The organism is Campylobacter concisus (assembly GCF_902460625.1).
GTDB classification, from domain to species: domain Bacteria; phylum Campylobacterota; class Campylobacteria; order Campylobacterales; family Campylobacteraceae; genus Campylobacter_A; species Campylobacter_A concisus_AD.
On the sequence record NZ_CABPUT010000003.1, the window covers coordinates 188,769 to 209,308 of the forward strand.

Sequence of the window (20,540 nt, forward strand, 5' to 3'; positions counted from 1 at the left end):
AGAATATCTTGAAAAAATTAAAAATGATTTACTAAATAACACTTATTTTGAGAGTAGACTTAGCGAATATTCGGCAAATTTAAAGACTAATTTTATAAAAAATTGCGTGGCAAATTTCTTTAAATATTCAAATTTTATCGTGCCAATCGCTAGTATCTTTTGCTACTTTTTATATTTTGGCTTTGAAGTAAAATATTTTCCGATTTTAGACAGCTCAGAGATGATATTTACGGGCATTTTGCTATTTTGTGCGACTGCATTTATCACGGTTTTTGAGATCGGTATCTTAGTCTTTGTCTCAAACCTTTATCAAAATGATAATAAAAAATACAAATTTAAAAAGCCAAAATTTCTCTTTTTCTATAGCTCAAATTTCATATATTTTTTGACATCCATATCATTTTTCATTTTTGCTTTTATAGCTCATAGGCTTTCTTGTAATTTGCTAATGATACTATCGCTATTTCCGCTTTCTTATATCTGTGTAAATTTAGCGGTTTTCTTTAAGGATAGATCAAATTTTGTTATATATTTCTTGACTATTATAATGCTTATTTTATTTATCGCATCGATTGTTATTTCAAATAGCATTAGTGGATTTTTGGCACTTTGGATATTATTTTGCTCTTTTATGCTCTCATTTATTCTTGGAATAGCTAGCATAAAAGAGACGAAAGATTTTACTATTATTTTTTATTCGGCGCTCATTTTCATGATCATTTCAAACTCTCTTTTATTTATAAAATACACAGCAAAAACGCTTGCTATAGGAAATATTGATTATAAATTTTTGCTTATTGACAAAAGCGCTTTAAAAGCTTTGCCAAGCTCGTTTTGCGAGGCAAAAGGTAAAGGTCAAACTTCCTGCGAGATAGATGAAAAGGCAGTTAAAATTTATGACGTGAAGTCGCTTTGCAATATTGGTAAATTTTATTATCTGCAGACGAAAGATGGAGTAAAATTTGAGCTTGATGCAAGCAAAATTATCTCAAGAGCCAAGAAGTAACTTCCTTAAGCTTTGAGACTAAAATCTGATCGATATGTGAAATTTGCAGATTTAAAAATTAAAAATTTATAGGCCAAATTTATCTGGCTAAGCTAAAATTTTCTTTAACACAAGGCTAAATTTATTAAAAGTTAGCTATCCTAACACATCAATTTAAAACCAAACTTATTTAAGGTGATTAGTTATGATCTTTAAAAATATTGTCGAGAATTTTGCCGTAAATTACGCTCATAATTCTATTCAAAGATCACTATATAATGAATTTAATATAGACATTTTAACTACAACCTACACCAAAACTCCAAAAAAAGGCAAAAAGTATATGCTCTACGCACATGTACCATTTTGTCACACATTCTGTCCATATTGCTCGTTTCATAAGTACCACTATGAGCAAGAGCTTGCAAAAATTTACTTTGAAAATTTACGTGAGGAGATGAGGCAGGTTAAAGAGGCTGGATTTGACTTTGATTCACTTTATGTTGGCGGTGGCACGACGCTTATAAATGAGCCAGAGCTTGAGAAGACACTTAAGCTTGCAAAAGAGCTTTTTAGTATAGATGAAATTTCAGCAGAAAGCGATCCAAATCACATCTCGCCCGAGAGTTTAGCTAGATTTAATGGATTAATTGATCGCTTAAGCGTGGGTGTACAAAGCTTTGATGATGAAACGTTAAAGAGAGTTGGCAGATATGAGAAATTTGGCTCAGCCAAGGAGATAAAAAGAAAACTTGAGCTCGCTCTTGGTAAGATCCCAGTCATTAGCCTGGATCTCATCTTTAACCTCCCAAATCAAACAAAAGAGCAGCTCATAAACGATATAAATACCGCAAAATCGATCTCTTCGCAACAAATCACCTTCTATCCACTCATGAAATCAGAGCTAACAAGAGAGAATATAGCTCGCTCACTTGGCGTTTCAAACATAGATAACGAGCGTGAATTTTATGAGATAATCACTGAAGAATTTAGCAAAAGTAACTACAAACAAAGCAATGCTTGGGCGTTTTCAAATGAAAAAAGTGCCGACCTTCGCGACGAATATGTTGGCTCAAATTTAGAGTATCTTGGCGTTGGTAGCGGAGCATTTAGCTTTCTTAATGGCGAGCTTGTAATAAATGCGTTTAATCTACTTGAATACGGCAAAAGAATAAAAAATAGACAAAGCCCAGTCATCGCAAAATGTGGTTTTAGCAAGAAAGAGCGACTTAAATACACATTTTTAACAAGGCTTTTTGATGGCGGGGTTGATATTAAAAGATATAATGACGAAAATAACACAAACATTAACAAGGCCTTATTTATGGAGCTTAGCTTACTTAAGCTTGTAAATGCAATATATGAAGAAAATGGCATTATTAAGCCGACATTTTTTGGCAAATATATCTGCATCGTGCTTATGCGTGATTTTTATGCTGGCATGGACAAAGTGCGTGCGATATTTAAAGACGACGCTAAAATAAAACGAAGCAAGGTGCTTCGTATAATGAGCGAAAATACTGAACAAAAGTATGAGCCAAATATCATTCAGCCACGAGCTGCAATGTAATGCTTGCAAATTTAATTAAAAAAAACATCTACCAAATTTCTAAAATAGTGTTATTAACACTCGTATTTAGCGGACTTGGTGTTTGGACCCTTTCATTTATAAATAATGAGCTTGTAAGCTTAAAGGAATTTGATCCAATTCTTGCGATTAAATTTATAGTGGTTTTGCTCTTGTTTTTTGTAAGTGCCATCGCCGCAAATATATCGCTTACAAATTTTGGGCATAAATTTATCTACGAGCTAAGATATCAAAGTGTAAAGCAAATTTTAGATACGCCAAATAGCGTGATAAACGAGATCGGCAAGGCAAAGATTATAGCTAGTCTAAATAATGACATAAAAACGATCACATTTGCCTTTATGAGCGCTACTGGCTTTATACAAAGTCTAGTTTTTATCGTCTGTGCCAGCATCTACCTTTTTGTAATCGCTCCAAAAATTTTTATCTTTTTATCCATTTGGATCGGTGCGACTCTTTTTATAAATACGCTTTTTATGAAAAAAATTCATCTTTATTTTAAGCATTCCAGAGTTCAAGATGACGCATTGCAAAAGCACTACGACGATATCGTAGAGGGGCATAGAGAGCTTAGTTTAAATAGAACAAGGGCAAGTGTCTGCTTTGATGAGTTAAATTTTACAGGCGATAAAAAACGCCAAAATATGGTAAAGGCCGATATTTATCACGCATTAAGTGATAATTTTACAAACATTATGCTACTTGGCTCAGTAGGACTTTGTGTATTTTTGTGCGTGGCATTTGACTGGGCGAGCCTGCAAACGGCACTAAGCATTAGCCTAACGATACTATTTTTAAGAGGTTCATTTATGAGCATGGTTGGCTCCATACCAGCTGCACTTAGCGCAAAAGTGAGTTTAGAAAAGATCATGAGCTTAAATTTAAATAAATTTAAGGAAGGCTTTAAATTTGACGATAGCCTAAATGGCGAGTGGAAAAACATAAAACTAAAAGATATAAATTTCAACTACGCTCACGGCAAATTTAGCCTAAAAGATGTAAATTTAGAGATCAAACGCGGTGAAATAACGTTTATCATCGGTAAAAATGGCAGTGGTAAAAGTACGCTTATAAATTTACTTTGTGGCCTTATGCGCCCAAGTAGTGGCGAGATTTACCTTGATAGCACAAAGATAGATGAAGCAAATTTACAAAGCTATCAGGCAAAGATAAGCGCTATTTTTGCTGATTTTTATCTATTTTCGCAAACGCTCTCTCATAATGGCTTTGCTAGCCAAAGCGAGATAGACGAGCTTTTAGCCTTGCTTGAGATCGACAAAAAAGTAAGTGTCATAGATAATAAGCTTAGTACCACGCAACTCTCAACCGGTCAGCGAAAGCGTCTAAGTCTTTTAATAGCTATTTTAGAGCACCGCTCTATCCTTATCCTAGATGAATGGGCAGCCGATCAAGATCCGCTCTTTAAGCGAAAATTTTATAAAGAAATTTTGCCATTTTTACAAAGTAAAGGCATCAGCATAATCGCTGTTAGCCACGATGATAGTTACTTTGATGTAGCAACTAGGATCATCTTGGTAAAAGATGGCTTTGTGCGCGAGCTAGATGAGAGAGAGCGAATAAGTGCCGCAAAAGATGCAGTCGAGAAGATAAAATAGGAGTAATTTTTACACAAAAGCACAATACTCACCCTACTCTTAAGCCGTTTCAAGCTCAAATAAATTTAAATTTAGTAGAATCTTAAAAATTAAAAAAGGCAAAGTATGTCACATTCAGAGCTTGAAAGTACCTATTTTGGTGCATTTATCATACTTTTACTAGCGACTTGTTCATTTTGTTTAATAACATTCTTATCTTCAAAAATAAGCAAAAAACTAGCCAACCGCAATACCCAGCGTCTAAAACTTGGCTTTTATGAGTGTGGTCCAACCACCGTAAAACAGCCAAATAAGATAAATATCCACTACTTTTTTTATGGAATTTTATTTATTTTGTTTGATGTTGAAGTCATCTTTATGTATCCGTGGGCGGTGGATTTTAGGCTACTTGGAATTTTTGGACTAATCGAAATGTTACTTTTTGTGGCGATCTTACTTATCGGCTTTGCTTATGCTTGGCAAAAAGGAGTCTTTAAGTGGCAAAGCATCAGATAAACTACGCTGCAAATGGCGGCTTGCCAGTAGTTTTAACAACAGTTGACAAGCTAATTCAGTGGGGCAGGAGTAACTCGCTTTGGGCACTTAGCTACGGGCTTGCTTGCTGTGCTATCGAGATGATGGCAAGTGGCGCTAGTAGATATGACTTTGATAGATTTGGCACCATTTTTAGGGCTAGCCCAAGACACTCGGAGGTGATGATCATAGCTGGTACGCTAACTAAAAAGCACGCTGAGTTTACAAGGCGTCTTTACGACCAGATGCCTGAGCCAAAGTGGGTCATCTCGATGGGTAGCTGTGCGAACACTGGTGGCATGTTTAACACCTACTCTACCGTTCAAGGTGTTGATAGAATAATACCAGTTGATATCTACATCCCAGGCTGTGCCCCACGCCCAGAGACACTTCAGTACGCTCTTATGATGCTTCAAAAAAAGATAAGAAAGCAAAGTGCATTTAGAGCGCAAAAGCCAAGAAAGCTTGAGATATGAGAGAGTATAAGCCAAAGAATGATCTGCAAAAAAAGCAGTATTACAAAGAGAAATTTTACATAGAAAAGCAGACGCCAAAAGATGAGGTAAGAGATTCTAAATTTGATGAAGAGCTAGCCATCTTAGAGCAAAGCGGAGTAGAAATTTTATCTAGCTACGTGGAGTTTGATCAGCTTGTACTTTATATAAATTCTAGTGAAAATTTTAAAGCTCTTGAGAAACTAAAAAGCTTTGGTTATGAACAGCTTAGCGAGCTCGCAGCACTTGATTTCACAAGTCAAAAAGGTGGATACGAAGTCTTTTATCAGCTTCTTAGCATGAGTAAAAATAGACGCGTCCGTGTAAAATGCTTTGTAAAAAAGGATGAAATGCTAAAAAGCGTTTGCGAGCTTTATAAAAGCGCAAACTGGGCTGAGCGCGAGATGTATGATCTAAGCGGCGTTTTCATTAAAGATCATCCAAATTTAAAGCGCCTCATCATGCCTGATGACTGGCACTCACACCCGCTCTTAAAGAACTATCCGCTAGTGGGCGACGAGGCTGCTAAATGGTACGAGGTAGATAAAATTTTTGGGCGTGAATTTAGAGAGCAGATCGGCGAAGAGAACCGCGATCCAGCATATGTGGATGAGAAAGATACCTTTGGATTTTCAAGAGTATTTAGTGAAGAGTACGAGTATCAAGAAGATGGCGGCGTAAAATTTGTCAAAAAGGCTAAATTTAACCAAAGCCAGATAGTAAAGGAAAGACCTTGAGTCAGTCACCAAACCGCTTAAAACCATTTTTTGAAAATTTAGAATTTGAGCAAAATGATGGCAAGATGATACTAAATTTTGGCCCACAGCACCCAAGCGCACATGGACAGCTAAAACTAGTGCTTGAACTTGATGGCGAAAAAGTCGTGCGCGCCATGCCAGAGGTTGGCTTCATGCACCGAGGCGTTGAAAAAATGGCTGAAAATATGACCTATCAGGAATTTATACCAGTAACTGACAGGGTTGATTACATAGCATCGAGTGCCAATAACTACGCGTTTTGTGCGGCTGTGGAGAAGCTTTGCGCCATAGAAGTGCCTCGCCGTGCGCAGATCATTAGAGTTATGCTTTTGGAGCTAAACCGCATCAGCTCGCACCTTTTGTTTTTGGCCACGCACGCCCTTGACGTAGGCGCTATGAGCGTATTTTTATATGCATTTAGAGAGCGCGAATACGTCCTTGATCTCATAGAAAAATACTGCGGCGCAAGGCTAACACATAGCTCGATAAGGATCGGTGGTGTGCCGCTTGATCTGCCTGATGGCTGGTGCGAGGAGCTGCTTAAATTTTGCGAGAAATTTCCAAGCGACATCACACTTTACGAAGATCTGCTAAGTGAAAATAGAATTTGGCAAGCAAGGCTTGTAGATGTGGGCGTAATTAGCAAAGAGCTAGCCCTTAGTGGCGGCTGCTCTGGCGTCATGCTAAGGGCAAGCGGAGTCGCAAGGGATATCAGAAAAGAGGAGCCATACCTCATCTATGACGAGCTAGAATTTACCGTGCCATACGCTAATGAGGGCGATTGCTACGCGAGATATCTACTTTACATGAAAGAGATGCGCGAGTGTGTGAAAATTTTAAAGCAGTGCGTTAGCAAGTATCAGACAAGCAGCCCCGCTATCATCGCCGACGCACCAGATTACGTGAGCGCTTCAAAAGAGCAGATAATGAGCCAAAACTACTCACTTATACAGCATTTTGTGCTAATAACTCAGGGGCTAAAACCTCCAAAGGGCGAAATTTACTTTGCTAGCGAATCGCCAAAGGGCGAGCTTGGAATTTATATAAACTCAGATGGCAGCGCAAGCCCTTATCGCCTAAAAATTCGCACGCCAAGCTTTTGGCACTGCGCTATTTATGAAGATTTATTGGTAGGTCAGTACATTGCTGACGTCGCTACGATAATTGGTAGCACAAATATCATCTTAGGCGAGGTCGATAGATGAGACGGGTCGATCTTAGGCACTTAAAGAGTGAGTTTTTGAGCGCTCTTGGACAGCAGATAAAGGCTGGCGAGGCTGGCGAAGTGATTATATTTTTATTTGAGATAGGCGATTTTAGTGGTGTGACAAAGGCTGTAAATTTAGCCTATAATCTAAACTGCGAAGTGATGAACTCGCTTAAATTTAACCAAGTTGATTGGGTATTAACCATAAAAAAGGGCAAGATATGAAATTTAATGATTTAATAGCAGGCAAAAGCTTAAGCATCGCAAATTTACTAAGCTTGAGCGATAAAAATTTAGCAAAAAAGATAAAAGAGCATGAGTTTAAATACATCTCTTGCATCGAAGATAGCGAGCTTGGCGGCGAAAATTTAATCCGCTGCGAAATAGGCTCAATAAGCTACGTCTTAGCACTTCTTTGCAAATATGCAAATTTAGTGCAAGATGAGTTTTTTGACGAGCTCGATGATGGACTCATAAGTGGCGAGTGCAATGTCGGTGAAGAGGAGTTTGAGGAGCTTGGCGAGTGGATAAAGGATGCTAAAAATATAATAATTGACGACTCGCTTTTTACCCATCCGGACAAAGACGCGATCTTTTGGCTGCTTGAAATTTTAGATAAAAATATAGTTTTAGCAGGTGGCAAGATAGATGAGTTTAATGATTACAGCAAAGTAGACGAGCTAAGGGAACTTGAAAATTTTGACGGAGCAGTCGTTTATCTAAACAAAAACGCAAGTAGTGAGATCGTGGGCGGAGTGCAGTTTGGCATCGTAGCAAAAGCAAAAGACGGTGATATTTTACAAATAAAGGCAAAAGACTTTAGCGTGGAGGCTAAATTTAGTCTGGATCCATCGCTAAAAGGCACTGTTGGGATACTAGGCACCAAAAAATTTGATGGATATGCATTTAAACAAGTAATAATTAGCAAATGAAAATAACCATAAACGATCAAATCATAGAAGCAGATGAGGGCGAGAGCATCCTAAATATCGCAAGAGCAAATGGAATTTATATCCCAGCTCTTTGCTATCTTAGCAGCTGCTCACCAACTCTTGCTTGTAGGCTTTGCATGGTCGAGGCAAATGGCAAAGTAGTTTATAGCTGCAATGCCAAAGCAAAAGAGTATATGCAAATTTATACAAACACGCCAGAAATCGCTGCCGAGCGAAATGCGATCATGCAGACTTACTGCGTAAATCATCCGATTCAATGTGGCGTTTGTGACAAAAGTGGCGAATGCGAACTACAAAATTTAACCACACATCTAAAGGTAAATGAGCAAAAATTTGCCATCGCCGATACGCACAAACCGCATAAAAAATGGGGGCTAATCAACTACGATCCAGCTCTTTGCATAGTCTGCGAAAGATGTATCACTGTTTGTAAGGATAGGATTGGCGAGAGTGCGCTAAAGACCGTACCAAGGGGTATTGAAGTGCCAAAAGAGTTAAAAGAGAGTATGCCAAAAGATGCCTATGCTGTTTTTAGCAAGATGCAAAAAAGCTTAATAGGTCCAAGCGTGGGCGAGAGTCTTGACTGCTCATTTTGTGGCGAGTGTATCAGCGTTTGCCCTACTGGAGCACTTATTAGTTCGCATTTTCAATATAGCACAAATATCTGGGAGCTAAACCCTATCCCAGCAGCAAATCCACATCAAAGCGACTGCGAGCTAATTTACTATGACGTAAAAGAAAAGAGCACTAGCGACAGAAGTAAGCAAATTTACCGCGTCAGCAATGATTTTACATTTGGCGAGATAAGTGGGGCAGCTAGGTTTGGTTATGACTTTCACAACGAGCTTGCCTGTAAAAATGAAGAGAAATTTGAAGAGATTGTTTTAAATATTAAAAATGGCACAATCAAAAATATAAAATTTAATAGCTTCATCACAAACGAAGAGGCCCTTATTTTAGAGCGTTTAAGAGAGAAATTTGATCTAAATTTAATAAATAATGAAGCGCTAAATTATCAAAAATTTTTAAATAAATTTAGCGAATTTAGTGGACTTAGCTCGTATAACGCAGACTATGAAGATATCAAAAATAGCGATTTTATCATCACTGCTGGTAGTTTTTTAAGACACGAAAGCCCAGTGACAAGCTTTAAGTTAAATAACGCTTTAAAAATGAATAAAGCAGCTGGAATTTACTTTCATCACATAGCCGATGAGATCGTTAAAAAATATTCTAAAAATTTTATCTATGTAACGCATGAAGTTGGAAAATTAGAGCAAATTTTACTTTTTATACTTAAAAACTGGGGTGAAAATTTACCTAGCGCACTTACATTAAAACTTGAAAATTTTGATGAAAATTTTGGCTTAGATATACCGGCTTTAAGTGATGGCAAAAGCAAATTTATGCTCATTTTAGGAAGCGATTTTTACACGGATGAAAATGCGAATTTACTAGCCGCACTTACTGGAGTGATCGCAAGAGCTACGCCGTTTCGTGTGATGCTAATACCACCACGCACAAACTCACTTGGCGTTGCTAAAATTTGCACTCTTGCAAGCGAGAAAAAGCCTGGCAAGACGCTTGGCTATAACGAAAATGGTGATTATAAATTTAGCATTTTTGAAGGTGACATCGATGCTAGCGCGCTAAATCAGCAAGAAGGAACATTTACAAGCATAAATAACGCCCTAGTGCCAACAAATGTGGCAATACCGCACAAAGGTTATTTTCTAAACGATATTGCAAACGCACTTGGACTAATGGCTAAAGATACGATTGATTACACACCAAATTTACCAAAAGAAAAGGGTTACAAAGGCATTAAATTTGATGATTTAGAAAATTTTTACGCAAACAACGGCACAAGCCACAGAGGTTATAAACTAGAAATTTCAAATTTCACGCCAAAAGAGGACATAGAGTCACTTTTTAAAGAAAAAAATGAGCCAAATTTAAAAGATGGCGAAGCTCTAGTTAGCCTTGCAAATCCTATAAATTTGCCATCATTTTTTGCAAACTATGCCACACAAACAGCCAAAAGAGCGAAGCTTTATGCAAGTAGCGAATTTATGGCTAAATTTGAAATTTCACAAAATGAAGCGATTATTTTAGAAAAAGATGGGCGCAAGCTTGCCATTTGCGTGGAGCTTGATAGCGAGCTTGGCGGAGTTGGTGCATATTTAGGTGATTATGACGATAAGCTTGATGTAAGCGTTATATTTAATGGCAAAAACTACGCCGCAGTTAAAATTATAAAGGCAAAAGATGAGTGAAACACTATTTTTTGTGCTAAGCACTATCATTAAAGCCGTGGTTATCTTAGCCGTCATGGCAAGCCTTGCAGGGCTTGCAACTTACGCTGAAAGAAAAGTACTAGCCTACATGCAGCGCCGCGTAGGACCTGATATGGTGGGACCTGCTGGAATTTTACAGATAGTAGCTGACATGATAAAACTCTTTACAAAAGAGGACATCGTACCAGCAAATACGAATAAATTTATCTTTTTAATAGCTCCACTAATATCAGCTATTGCCGCATTTGCAGCGCTTGCACCTGTGCCATTTTTGCCTGAGTTTGAAATTTTTGGACATACATTACGTCCGATTCTCTCAGATATAAATGTTGGTATTTTATACATCGCTGGTGTTGCTTCAGTTTGCGTCTTTTCTCCACTTGCAGCAGGTCTTGCAAGCTATAATAAATTTGCATTAATTAGTGCAGCTCGCGCAGTAGTCTCACTTCTTAGTTTCGAAATAGTCGCTGGCATGGCTCTTTTAAGCGTCGTAATGGTAACTAGTTCGCTATCACTTGTGGATATAAACAACTATCAAAAAGGAATTTTTGGCTGGCTTATATTCAAGCAGCCCCTTGCCTTTTTACTCTTTTTAATAGCAAGCTTCGTGGAGTGCAACAGAACGCCATTTTGCTTAACAGAAAACGAAACAGAGATAGTAGCAGGCTATGGCACCGAGTATAGCGGCATGAGATGGGCGATGTTTTTCATCGGCGAATACACAAATATGATCGCTGCTAGCATCATCATTACGATTTTATTTTTAGGTGGATTTAACGAATTTTTATTTATCCCAGGTGCTTTGATGATCATCTTAAAATCAAGCATTGTCTTTTTCTTTTTTCTTTGGGTAAGGGCTTCATGGGCACATTTAAGAGTTGATCAGTTAAGTGCATTTTGCTGGAAAATTTTACTTCCGCTTGGAATTTTAAATATCGTAATCACTGGCTTTATGCTACTAATCTAAGGCGAAAAATGAGTGAGAAAAAATATATTTTAATAGATGAAAAGTTAAAGCCAAAGAGTGCGTTTGATAAATTTAAGCACTTCATCGCTGCCACATTTAAGCCTGATCTTTTGATCGGACTAAAAGTCACGATAAAGCAGATGCTCTTTAGCAAGTCACATACTTTAAAATATCCTATGCAAAAGATGGAGTTAAATGCTAGATATAGGGGCATTCATAAGCTTTTGAAATTTGTTGAAAGTGAAAATGAACGTTGCATTGGGTGTGGGCTATGTGAGAAAATTTGCGTTAGCAACTGCATTTCGATGAAAACTTCACTTGGCGAAGATGGCCGCAAAAAGGTCGCAAGCTACTCGATAAATTTAAGTAGATGCGTGTATTGTGGATTTTGTGCTGATGTTTGTCCTGAGCTTGCAATAGTTTGCGGACAAGAGTACGAAGTTGCTAGCGAGAGCAGGATCATATTTGGTACAAAAGATGAGTTTTTGACAAAGGATAAATTTTTAAAAGATCAAAGCGAGTTTGAAGGATACGGAGCGCTTCCTAAAAATTCTGACAGCTTAATCAAAAAGACGCCAAATGCATTTATAAGCGAAAATGAAGATGAGACAAAAAGTGATGAGTAGTATAAATTTTAAAAGGGCAAAAGATGTATGAGAGCTTTGCATTTTATCTTTTTAGTGCCTTGGTTTTAGTTAGCTTTTCTTTTAGTGTATTTTGTAAAAATGCACTAAATGCAGTCTCTGCGCTAGCTGCTGGCATGGTATTTATCTCGGCTATATTTTTCTTACTTGGAGCGGAATTTTTAGGCGTAGTACAGATCATCGTATACACAGGCGCTGTGGTCGTTTTATATGCATTTGCAATGATGTTTTTTGATAGCAGTAAAGAATGTGAGCCAAAAAGTAGCAAAAAAGCAAAGATCACTATCTATTTTTTAAGTAGCTTTATAGCGCTTCTTTTGATATTTATATTTTTAGTACCTATTTATGGTGTAAAATTTGATGGATTAAGTCCCATTGCTAGCGAGCTTGGCAATATCGAGGCTATCGGAATTTTGCTTTTTAGCAAGTATTTAATCGCTTTTGAGATGTGTGCTGTAATGCTTCTTGTGGCAATGGTTGCTGGCATTATCTTGATACATAAAGACCTAAATACTCAAAATACGCTAGAGGAGATGCTATGATAGGGCTTACTCACTACCTCATCCTTGCAAGTCTGATCTTTGTCATAGGGCTAGTTGGCATAATGCGAAGAAGAAATTTGATCATGCTATTTTTCTCAAGTGAAATTTTACTAAACTCGGCAAATATCGCACTCGCGGCTATCTCAAAATACCACTTTGATCTAACTGGACAAATAGTTGCATTTTTTATAGTGGCTATCGCGGCTAGTGAAGTCGCTGTGGGGTTAGGGCTACTCGTGCTTTGGTATAAAAAGACTGGTAGCATTAGTCTAGATTCGATGACAAATATGAAAGGCTAAGAGATGACTTTATTTTGCATTTCACTATTTTTTCCACTTCTTAGCTTTATCGTTTCTGGACTTTTTTCACATAGTAGTAAAAATTTTTTACTTGGTATATTTTGCTCACTTCTCATGATTATTAGCACAACCGCCTCACTCATGCTAACAGCTAGCCTTGGCATAGATGAACCGCTAAATTTATCACTAAAAGAATTTATAAATTTTGGCGGTCTGGATTTAAATTTTGGCTTCTATCTTGACGCCATTAGCCTTGTTATGCTTAGCACTGTTGGCGTGGTCGCAAGTATCGTGCATATCTACTCGGTTGGCTACATGAGAGATGATGCAAGCTTTAACCGCTTTTTTAGCTACTTGGGGCTCTTTGTCTTTTGCATGAACGTCCTTGTCTCAAGCGATAACTTTATAGGCCTTTTCATCGGCTGGGAGGGCGTTGGGCTTTGCTCTTGGCTACTCATTGGCTTTTGGTATAAAAGGCCTAGTGCAAACGTCGCTGCAAACGAGGCTTTCGTGATGAACAGAGTGGCTGATCTTGCCATGCTTGTTGGTATCTTTTATATATTTTATAGCTTTGGCTCACTTAAATTTAGCGAGGTTTTTAACGCTAGAAGCGACTTTTCTGGGCTAAATTTAGGCATCATCGCCACACTTCTTTTTATAGGTGCCATGGGTAAAAGCGCGCAGTTTCCATTTCACACTTGGCTTGCAAACGCCATGGAGGGGCCAACTCCAGTCTCAGCACTCATCCACGCTGCGACCATGGTAACAGCTGGCGTTTATCTAGTCATACGCGCAAATTTTATCTTTACAAACGCACCTGAAGTATCGCATTTTATCGCTTACCTTGGCGCATTTGTAGCGATATTTGCAGCAAGCATCGCGCTAGTACACAATGACCTTAAAAAGATCATCGCTTACTCGACGCTTTCGCAGCTTGGATATATGTTTGTAGCAGCTGGGCTTGGCGCTTATAAGATCGCACTTTTTCACCTTGTCACGCACGCATTTTTCAAATCGCTGCTCTTTTTGTGCGCTGGCAATGTTATGCACGCGATGCATGATGAGCTAAATATCAAAAAAATGGGCGGACTTTATAAATTTATGAAGCCAACTGCGCTATTTTCTATCATCGCAAGCTGCGCGCTGGCAGGATTTTATCCATTTGCTGGCTTTTTCTCTAAAGATAAAATTTTAGAGGTTGCCTTTAGTGAAAATAAATTTTTATGGATCATTTTACTCTTTGGTGCCGTGCTTACGGCATTTTATAGCTTTAGGCTCGTTATGCTCGTCTTTTTTACAAAGCCAAAGAGCGAGAAACACGTGCATGAAGCTAAAAACTATATGCTAGCTGGCATGGGTGTACTTGGAATCCTCTCAGTCATAAGTGGCTTTTTTTGGAGCAACTTTAGTGAGTTTTTAGAAAAAAGCTTAAAAGATTTTTCACTAAATTTATCTCATGGCAATGAAATTTTCTTACTCGTTTTAACACTTAGCCTAGTACTAGCAAGCGCTGGCTTTGCAGTATATGCCTATAAAAAAGAAATTTTTAAAGAGAGTGTTTGTGAGAGTAGAATTTATAAAATTTTACAAAATGCCTACTTTATCCCAAAATTTTATGAGAAATTTTTTATAAATGGCTACACGTTAGTTTCACAAATTTGTAAGAAATTTGATGAGATGATAATTGATCGAAGCGTCGATCTTGTCGCGCTTATAATAACCAAATTTGCATATTTAGTAAACAAAATGCAAAGTGGCGACTTAAGCATCATGCTTAGATTTATGGTTGCAGGATTTGCCTTGCTTTTAAGCTTTATATTTTTATTAAACGGAGCCAAATAATGCTAAGTGTCATCATATTTTTCCCTGCAATAAGCGCAATGCTAGGCTTCTTGATAGAAAATAAAAGCATAAAATTTTATGGAGCAAGCATCGCGCTGATCGAGCTTTTGCTTGCCATTTTTATCTGCGTCAATGTTGATTTTCAGGGTTATGCCTTTGTTTTAACGCATCAAGTCTCGCTCATACCAAGCCTAAATATCAGCTATTTTGTCGGCATCGATACCATTTCGCTAGCACTTATAGTCCTTAGTGCATTTATGAGTTTCATCTCCATCGCAGCACTTAGCAATAATGGAAATTTAAAGCATCTAATTATTAGCGTGTTATTTTTAGAGAGCACAATGATGGGCGTCTTTAGCGCGCTTGATATGATCTTATTTTACAGCTTTTGGGAGCTTAGCCTCATACCGCTACTTTACATCATCGGCGCATTTGGCAGTAAAAATAGAATTTACACTGCGATTAAATTTTTCATCTACACGTTTTTAGGCTCTGTCTTTATGCTCGTGGCGATCATTTTTATTGGCTATCTGTGCTATCAAAAAAGCGGCGTCTTTAGCTTTAATCTGCTTGATTGGTATAAGCTTGGCATTGGAGAAAATGCTCAAATTTGGCTATTTTTAGCGTTTTTCTTCGCCTTTGGTGTAAAAACTCCATTATTTCCATTTCACACGTGGCTGCCTTACGCACACGGACAGGCTCCGACTATCGGCTCGGTGCTGCTTGCTAGCGTGCTTTTAAAGATGGGCACTTACGGCTTTGTGAGATTTTCACTTCCACTCTTTCCAGATGCGAGCCTGCTTTTAAGTGGCTTTGTCTGCGTCATAGCCATCATCATGATCATCTACGCAGCCCTCGTTGCCTACGCGCAAAGCGATATGAAGCAAGTGATCGCTTATAGCTCCATTTCACACATGGGCGTTATCATGCTTGGCATTTTTTCACTAAATTTAATAGGCCTTGGCGGCTCAATATTTTTAATGATAAGCCATGGTATCGTAAGTGGTGCGCTATTTTTACTAGTTGGCGTCATATATGAGAGGGCTCACACAAAAGAAATTTGCGAATTTGGCGGCCTTGCCAAGGTGATGCCAAAGTATGCGCTTATATTTTTTATAGCAACGCTTGCAAGTATCGGCCTGCCGCTAACGATCGGCTTTGTAGGCGAGTTTTTGAGCCTTCTTGGCATCTTTAAGCTAAATAAACTCTTTGCGCTACTTGGTGGCTTTAGTATCATCGTGGGCGCTGTTTATATGCTGGTGCTTTATAAAAGGGTCTTTTTTGGCGAGTGCAAAGAGAAAAATTTAAGCCTTAAGGATCTAAATTTTAAAGAGTTAGCCGCTCTTGTGCCACTTTGCTTGCTCATAATCATTCTTGGCATCGCACCAAATTTGATCCTAAAACCGCTTGAACCAAGCGTGCAAAATATAATAAATAAAATGCAAACTAGAGCGGTAGATAGCGACACAAAGGATAAAATTTCATCTTTAAATGGTGGTAGCAAACTATGAACGAAATAGCCTTTTTAGATCTAAAAGAAATTTCTTTATCTTCGGTTGCTCCGATGCTTAGTATGATAATCTTTGCACTTTTTATATTAATCGTTGGCACCATAAAAAAAGATCTTTCAAGAAATTTCTACTGCGTATTTTGTATCATCGCAATATTTGTAAATTTGGGTCTAATACTTGATTTTAACGGTCTTAGCCTTAGCTTTTGGGATATGCTTTTGGTTGATGGCGTTTCGGTCATCTCTCAAGTCATCATCCTAATCGCCTCAGCTCTTTTTATCCCGCTTGCACTTAGCACAAAAGAGTATTTTGAGTACAAAATTTATGAGTATTACGCGCTATTTTTGTTTATGATCGCTGGATTTTTATTTATGGTGAGCTCAAATAACCTACTCATCATCTTTTTAGGACTTGAGATCAGCTCGCTTTGCCTCTATACGCTAATAGCCCTTCACAACAAAGCAAAAAGCGTCGAAGCTGCCATTAAATACTTTGCTATGGGCTCGCTCTCGGCTGGCTTTTTTGCTATGGCAATTGCGATGTTTTATCTAGCGACAAACTCAATAGACATCACTCGTATCGGTGTTGCGATAAAAGATCTTAGTCTAAATCAAAACTTAATTATCTTGCTTGGCTGTGTTTTCATCACCTCAGCCATTGGTTTTAAGCTCTCACTCATACCATTTCACACATGGATACCAGACGTTTATGAGGGCTCAAATGCCCCGCTAGCAGGCTATATGTCGATCGTACCAAAGGTGGCAGCGTTTATCGTTGCGTTAAGAATTTTTGCGATGCTTGAGGGCTCACAAATTTTGTGGATAAAAGATATGCTCTACATCATCGCCGTGCTTACGATGAGCCTTGCAAATATCATGGCGCTAGTGCAAAAAGATGTAAAAAGAATGCTCGCCTTTAGCTCCATAGCTCACGCTGGTGTCGTGCTTTGTGCGCTTGTGGCAAATTCTCACGAGGCAAATGTCGCTTTGTTTTTTTACTGGATTATGTTTTTGTTTGCAAATTTGGGCGCATTTTCTATGCTTTGGGTGGCAAGGTGCGATGATGTCGTCTGCTGGGACAAGCGCTTTAAACACCCATTTGAGAAATTTTCAGGGCTTATAAAAATTTTACCAAGTTACGCCGTAATAATGGGAATTTTTATGATCGCCCTTGCTGGCATACCGCCTTTTAGCGTCTTTTGGGGCAAGATGGTGCTTATCTCATCGCTCATAAAGTCTGATTACGTCGTGCTTAGCGTTATAATCATGATAAATTCTGCCATTGCGATTTATTACTATTTAAAGCTAATCGTCTTTATGTTTTTAAAAGAGCCAATCGTAAAAGATAAAAATCTCTACACTGCAAATATCTCTATGGCGCTAAAAGTAATTGTTGGCATTGCAGTAGCTGGAACGGCCTTTTCGTTTTTATTTTCTGGAGCGATTTTGGAATTTATTGAGCATTTTGTCTTTGCTTCAGGATTTTAGAAAATTTAACTATAATTGCGGCATGAAAAAGCTCTTAATTATTTTATTTTTTCCGCTTTATCTAACCGCTTTTAATCTTAGCCTAAATAGCGGCGCAAATGGCGATAAACCTTATAGCGTTCTTCAGCTAAGCGATGAGCAAGAATTTGAATGCGTGGAGCAAATTTTAGCTTACGACACCAAACGCTATGTATGCATGCTAGATGATGAAATTTTGCCAAAAATTGAAGATACGACACTGCCATTAATGGATATAAAATATAAAAAGCAAGATGGCAAGCTTTTTATCGTCATAATGCCAAAAGCTCCGTCAAAACTGCTAAATATAAAAACTGAGCTTTATAACAGCCAAAACGTGCAAGATAGCCCAAAAACAACCATTTCAAAACACTTTAGCATAATCATAGATACTTCGCTCAGTGAAAATAGCAAAAGAAAGTCTGGGCTAAATTTTAAACCTGATTTTAAAGATATGCTAAATCCTAGTATCGGAGCGCTTGATCTTAACAAAGCTCCTATTGCTGGGCTTGATAGTAATGACATTGATATCTACATAAGCATAAAAAGAGCTTATGAAAAGGGCGCTTATGAAAATGTAGTAAAAGATACTCAAACAGCGATAAAAAGGCATCCAAATAGCCTTTTTTCAAGTGAATTTTTACTATTTCGTCTAAGGGCTCTTGATAAAATTTTTGAGACAAAAAATGAGTTTGAAGAGATCGAGCCAAAAGATATCGTAAGCGAAGGTAGGGCTTGGATCAGAAAATTCCCATCTGATGAAAACTATCCAGAGGTGCTCTACCTAATCGCTAGAGCCTACCTAAAAGATAGCATCGCAAGTGATGCAAAATATATGCTTGATATCTTAAACGAAGAGCACGCAAACTCAAAATTTACAAAACTTGCAGCGCTTGATTATGCTGATTATCTCTACAAGATAGGCAGACAAAAAGAGGCACTAAAAGACTATGAAAAAGTGCTTTACTCTACAAACGACATCGACCTTGCAAGTAGAGCAGCACTAAGCCTAGCTGATGCAAATATAGATAAAGAAAAATTTGATGAAGCAAAGAAATTTATACTAAAAATCGCAAATGCGAATGAAAAATTTTTTATGAATAACCCAACGAAGTCGATGAATCTTGCAACTACATTTGCAAGTAAAGATATGCCTGATGTGGCTGCTAAAATTTATGAAATCTTGATAAATAATAGCGATAGGACGAAAGATTTTTATGAAGTTGCTTTAAAAAATTTAGCACTAAATCTAGCCAAAACAAAAGATGAGAAAAAAGCATACGAATACTTAAATAAGTATGAGACAGAGTTTAAATATGGTGATTATATCGATGAGGTGACTAAAGCAAAAGATGGGTTATTTTTTGAAGAAAAGGATAAAAATGCTACTGCACTTCATGCTAGATATAAAGAGCTAATTGAAAAATATGCTGGGACAAACATTAGCCAAAAGGCTCTAATAAGCGAGCTTGAGCTGGATATTAAAGAGCGTAAATTCTCCGATGCACTATCTTACAAAGCCATGGCAAAAGATGGAAATTTAAGTAAGGCAATGGAGCTGATAAATGAGGCTGCACTAGAGCTTACAAAAGAGTATTTTATAAAAGATGATTGCACGGCTGTTATAAATTTACTTGAAAACTACGATATAAATAAAATCTCATTACCACAATTTAAGCTCTTTAATTGCTATTACAGAACGGCCCGCTACAACGATGCACTTGAGCTCGCGAAAGCTCATGCAAAAGATGAAAATTTAGAAGATAGGGTCGAGTGGCTAGTAAATTTGAGCAAAATTTTATATAAAAATAAAGACTACGAGCATGCGATCATTGCCGCAAATGACGCGCTTTCACTTGGCTCATCGGTCGAATACTCAGATCCAACACCATCTCTTTTTGACAGGTTTTACTCATTGCTTGCATTAAAACGCTTTACGGAGGCGATCTCAACCATTAGCGCTATCGAGCAGCTAAGAGGCCAAGACTTTAAGATTATCGAAGCATATACAGCTATAAGCGACTATGCGATGAAAAGTAATGACTACGCCATAGCTACAACGTATGCTAAAAAAGCTCTTGAACTACAAACAAAAGCCAAGATAAATACATTTTCGCCAAAGATAAATTTTAACTACTCAGAAGCTTCACTAAAGACAGATAACCTAAACGAGGCGCTTGACGAGGCGAAATTTATACTAAACATGAAGCTTGAGCCAGAAGATCGATTACATACTTTAAATTTGATAAGCGAAATCTATATAAGGCAAAAACAGTTTAAGTTGGCTAGACCTTATTTAAATGAGTGCTCTGATTCAAATTTTGTAAGCCCGTATAAAGATGCTTGCAAAGCTAAGCTTGACATGATAGGCAAAAGCTAAAAGCAAAGAAATAGCTTGCTTGCTAAGTTTTATATTTAAGCTTAAATTTTAGCCTTTATTTTTGCTATTTAAGTTGAACTTTTTTACGTATTTAATTATTTTTTTGCATTGCTATCAAATGCTCTTTATATTATAAAAAGAGCTATATTTATCGTAAGCCTTAATGTATTTTTAACGCACGAGCATGGCTGGTATGTTTAAATTTTAAGCATCTTTCTCATAAATAAAGAGAATTGGCCATTTTATTAAATCAACAATACTAAATGTAGGCTGTTTTACGATTTTTAAGCTTAAAAATTAAAAATACTTAATGAATTTTGCCCAGTAGATCAAAGCAAAAAACTTGTAACGCTATGTAATCACGTTTCTATGATGTACTTTTATTATATTTATAAAGATTTTTTAGCTTACTACAAGCTAACTTCTAGAATTTATCGCT

18 protein-coding genes are annotated in these 20,540 nt (G+C 37.5%); all 18 read left to right on the top strand.

The window, feature by feature from the left end:
- The coding region (locus F3G69_RS03070; RefSeq protein WP_149714389.1) for a hypothetical protein at positions 1–1,006 on the top strand (1,006 nt) is incomplete at its 5' end.
- 184 nt (positions 1,007–1,190) lie between these two features.
- Positions 1,191–2,555 carry a coproporphyrinogen III oxidase family protein gene (locus F3G69_RS03075; protein WP_149714370.1) on the top strand — a complete coding sequence of 455 codons (1,365 nt, stop codon included), beginning with the start codon at positions 1,191–1,193 and terminating at the stop codon, positions 2,553–2,555.
- Positions 2,555–4,189, top strand: a complete 1,635-nt coding sequence (locus F3G69_RS03080) for a multidrug ABC transporter permease/ATP-binding protein (protein ID WP_149714371.1) — start codon at positions 2,555–2,557, stop codon at positions 4,187–4,189. The genes F3G69_RS03075 and F3G69_RS03080 overlap by 1 nt, the downstream gene beginning before the upstream one ends.
- 105 nt (positions 4,190–4,294) lie before the next feature.
- Positions 4,295–4,684, top strand: a complete 390-nt coding sequence (locus F3G69_RS03085) for an NAD(P)H-quinone oxidoreductase subunit 3 (protein ID WP_021090439.1) — start codon at positions 4,295–4,297, stop codon at positions 4,682–4,684.
- Positions 4,666–5,178, top strand: coding sequence for a NuoB/complex I 20 kDa subunit family protein (locus F3G69_RS03090; protein WP_149714372.1), 513 nt, complete (start codon positions 4,666–4,668; stop codon positions 5,176–5,178). The genes F3G69_RS03085 and F3G69_RS03090 overlap by 19 nt, the downstream gene beginning before the upstream one ends.
- Positions 5,175–5,933: an NADH-quinone oxidoreductase subunit C gene (locus F3G69_RS03095; RefSeq protein WP_103600679.1), complete on the top strand. Its 759-nt coding sequence runs from the start codon at positions 5,175–5,177 to the stop codon at positions 5,931–5,933. The genes F3G69_RS03090 and F3G69_RS03095 overlap by 4 nt, the downstream gene beginning before the upstream one ends.
- Positions 5,930–7,159 (top strand): NADH dehydrogenase (quinone) subunit D, encoded by a 1,230-nt coding sequence (nuoD, locus tag F3G69_RS03100; protein WP_103600680.1) that lies wholly within the window; start codon positions 5,930–5,932, stop codon positions 7,157–7,159. The genes F3G69_RS03095 and nuoD overlap by 4 nt, the downstream gene beginning before the upstream one ends.
- The gene (locus tag F3G69_RS03105) at positions 7,156–7,386 is read left to right on the top strand and encodes an NADH-ubiquinone oxidoreductase subunit E family protein (protein ID WP_087579452.1); all 231 of its coding nucleotides are present in this window, start codon (positions 7,156–7,158) and stop codon (positions 7,384–7,386) included. Before nuoD ends, F3G69_RS03105 begins: the two co-directional genes overlap by 4 nt.
- Complete coding sequence (locus F3G69_RS03110; protein ID WP_103600681.1) at positions 7,383–8,093, top strand: hypothetical protein; 711 nt, start codon at positions 7,383–7,385, stop codon at positions 8,091–8,093. The genes F3G69_RS03105 and F3G69_RS03110 overlap by 4 nt, the downstream gene beginning before the upstream one ends.
- A complete protein-coding gene (locus tag F3G69_RS03115) occupies positions 8,090–10,390 on the top strand; it encodes an NADH-quinone oxidoreductase subunit G (RefSeq protein WP_149714373.1) in 2,301 nt (766 codons plus the stop codon). The genes F3G69_RS03110 and F3G69_RS03115 overlap by 4 nt, the downstream gene beginning before the upstream one ends.
- The gene (gene nuoH, locus F3G69_RS03120; protein ID WP_084041825.1) at positions 10,383–11,378 is read left to right on the top strand and encodes an NADH-quinone oxidoreductase subunit NuoH; all 996 of its coding nucleotides are present in this window, start codon (positions 10,383–10,385) and stop codon (positions 11,376–11,378) included. The genes F3G69_RS03115 and nuoH overlap by 8 nt, the downstream gene beginning before the upstream one ends.
- Positions 11,379–11,386: 8 nt before the next feature.
- Complete coding sequence (nuoI, locus tag F3G69_RS03125) at positions 11,387–12,004, top strand: NADH-quinone oxidoreductase subunit NuoI (RefSeq protein ID WP_149714374.1); 618 nt, start codon at positions 11,387–11,389, stop codon at positions 12,002–12,004.
- Positions 12,005–12,027: 23 nt separating this feature from the next.
- Complete coding sequence (locus F3G69_RS03130; RefSeq protein ID WP_149714375.1) at positions 12,028–12,564, top strand: NADH-quinone oxidoreductase subunit J; 537 nt, start codon at positions 12,028–12,030, stop codon at positions 12,562–12,564.
- Complete coding sequence (nuoK, locus tag F3G69_RS03135) at positions 12,561–12,863, top strand: NADH-quinone oxidoreductase subunit NuoK (protein ID WP_149714376.1); 303 nt, start codon at positions 12,561–12,563, stop codon at positions 12,861–12,863. The genes F3G69_RS03130 and nuoK overlap by 4 nt, the downstream gene beginning before the upstream one ends.
- 3 nt (positions 12,864–12,866) lie before the next feature.
- The gene (gene nuoL, locus F3G69_RS03140) at positions 12,867–14,705 is read left to right on the top strand and encodes an NADH-quinone oxidoreductase subunit L (protein WP_149714377.1); all 1,839 of its coding nucleotides are present in this window, start codon (positions 12,867–12,869) and stop codon (positions 14,703–14,705) included.
- Positions 14,705–16,216, top strand: coding sequence for an NADH-quinone oxidoreductase subunit M (locus tag F3G69_RS03145; protein WP_149714378.1), 1,512 nt, complete (start codon positions 14,705–14,707; stop codon positions 16,214–16,216). The genes nuoL and F3G69_RS03145 overlap by 1 nt, the downstream gene beginning before the upstream one ends.
- Positions 16,213–17,703, top strand: coding sequence for an NADH-quinone oxidoreductase subunit NuoN (gene nuoN / locus F3G69_RS03150; RefSeq protein WP_149714379.1), 1,491 nt, complete (start codon positions 16,213–16,215; stop codon positions 17,701–17,703). Before F3G69_RS03145 ends, nuoN begins: the two co-directional genes overlap by 4 nt.
- A 22-nt stretch (positions 17,704–17,725) precedes the next feature.
- Complete coding sequence (locus tag F3G69_RS03155; protein ID WP_149714380.1) at positions 17,726–20,101, top strand: tetratricopeptide repeat protein; 2,376 nt, start codon at positions 17,726–17,728, stop codon at positions 20,099–20,101.
- The last annotated feature ends 439 nt before the right edge of the window (positions 20,102–20,540 follow it).

Coding starts and splice junctions, on each gene's coding strand:
- F3G69_RS03075 (WP_149714370.1), top strand. CDS start 1,191: ATGATCTTTAAAAATATTGTCGAGAATTTTGCCGTAAATTACGCTCAT.
- F3G69_RS03080 (WP_149714371.1), top strand. CDS start 2,555: ATGCTTGCAAATTTAATTAAAAAAAACATCTACCAAATTTCTAAAATA.
- F3G69_RS03085 (WP_021090439.1), top strand. CDS start 4,295: ATGTCACATTCAGAGCTTGAAAGTACCTATTTTGGTGCATTTATCATA.
- F3G69_RS03095 (WP_103600679.1), top strand. CDS start 5,175: ATGAGAGAGTATAAGCCAAAGAATGATCTGCAAAAAAAGCAGTATTAC.
- F3G69_RS03105 (WP_087579452.1), top strand. CDS start 7,156: ATGAGACGGGTCGATCTTAGGCACTTAAAGAGTGAGTTTTTGAGCGCT.
- F3G69_RS03110 (WP_103600681.1), top strand. CDS start 7,383: ATGAAATTTAATGATTTAATAGCAGGCAAAAGCTTAAGCATCGCAAAT.
- F3G69_RS03115 (WP_149714373.1), top strand. CDS start 8,090: ATGAAAATAACCATAAACGATCAAATCATAGAAGCAGATGAGGGCGAG.
- nuoH (WP_084041825.1), top strand. CDS start 10,383: ATGAGTGAAACACTATTTTTTGTGCTAAGCACTATCATTAAAGCCGTG.
- nuoI (WP_149714374.1), top strand. CDS start 11,387: ATGAGTGAGAAAAAATATATTTTAATAGATGAAAAGTTAAAGCCAAAG.
- F3G69_RS03130 (WP_149714375.1), top strand. CDS start 12,028: ATGTATGAGAGCTTTGCATTTTATCTTTTTAGTGCCTTGGTTTTAGTT.
- nuoK (WP_149714376.1), top strand. CDS start 12,561: ATGATAGGGCTTACTCACTACCTCATCCTTGCAAGTCTGATCTTTGTC.
- nuoL (WP_149714377.1), top strand. CDS start 12,867: ATGACTTTATTTTGCATTTCACTATTTTTTCCACTTCTTAGCTTTATC.
- F3G69_RS03145 (WP_149714378.1), top strand. CDS start 14,705: ATGCTAAGTGTCATCATATTTTTCCCTGCAATAAGCGCAATGCTAGGC.
- nuoN (WP_149714379.1), top strand. CDS start 16,213: ATGAACGAAATAGCCTTTTTAGATCTAAAAGAAATTTCTTTATCTTCG.
- F3G69_RS03155 (WP_149714380.1), top strand. CDS start 17,726: ATGAAAAAGCTCTTAATTATTTTATTTTTTCCGCTTTATCTAACCGCT.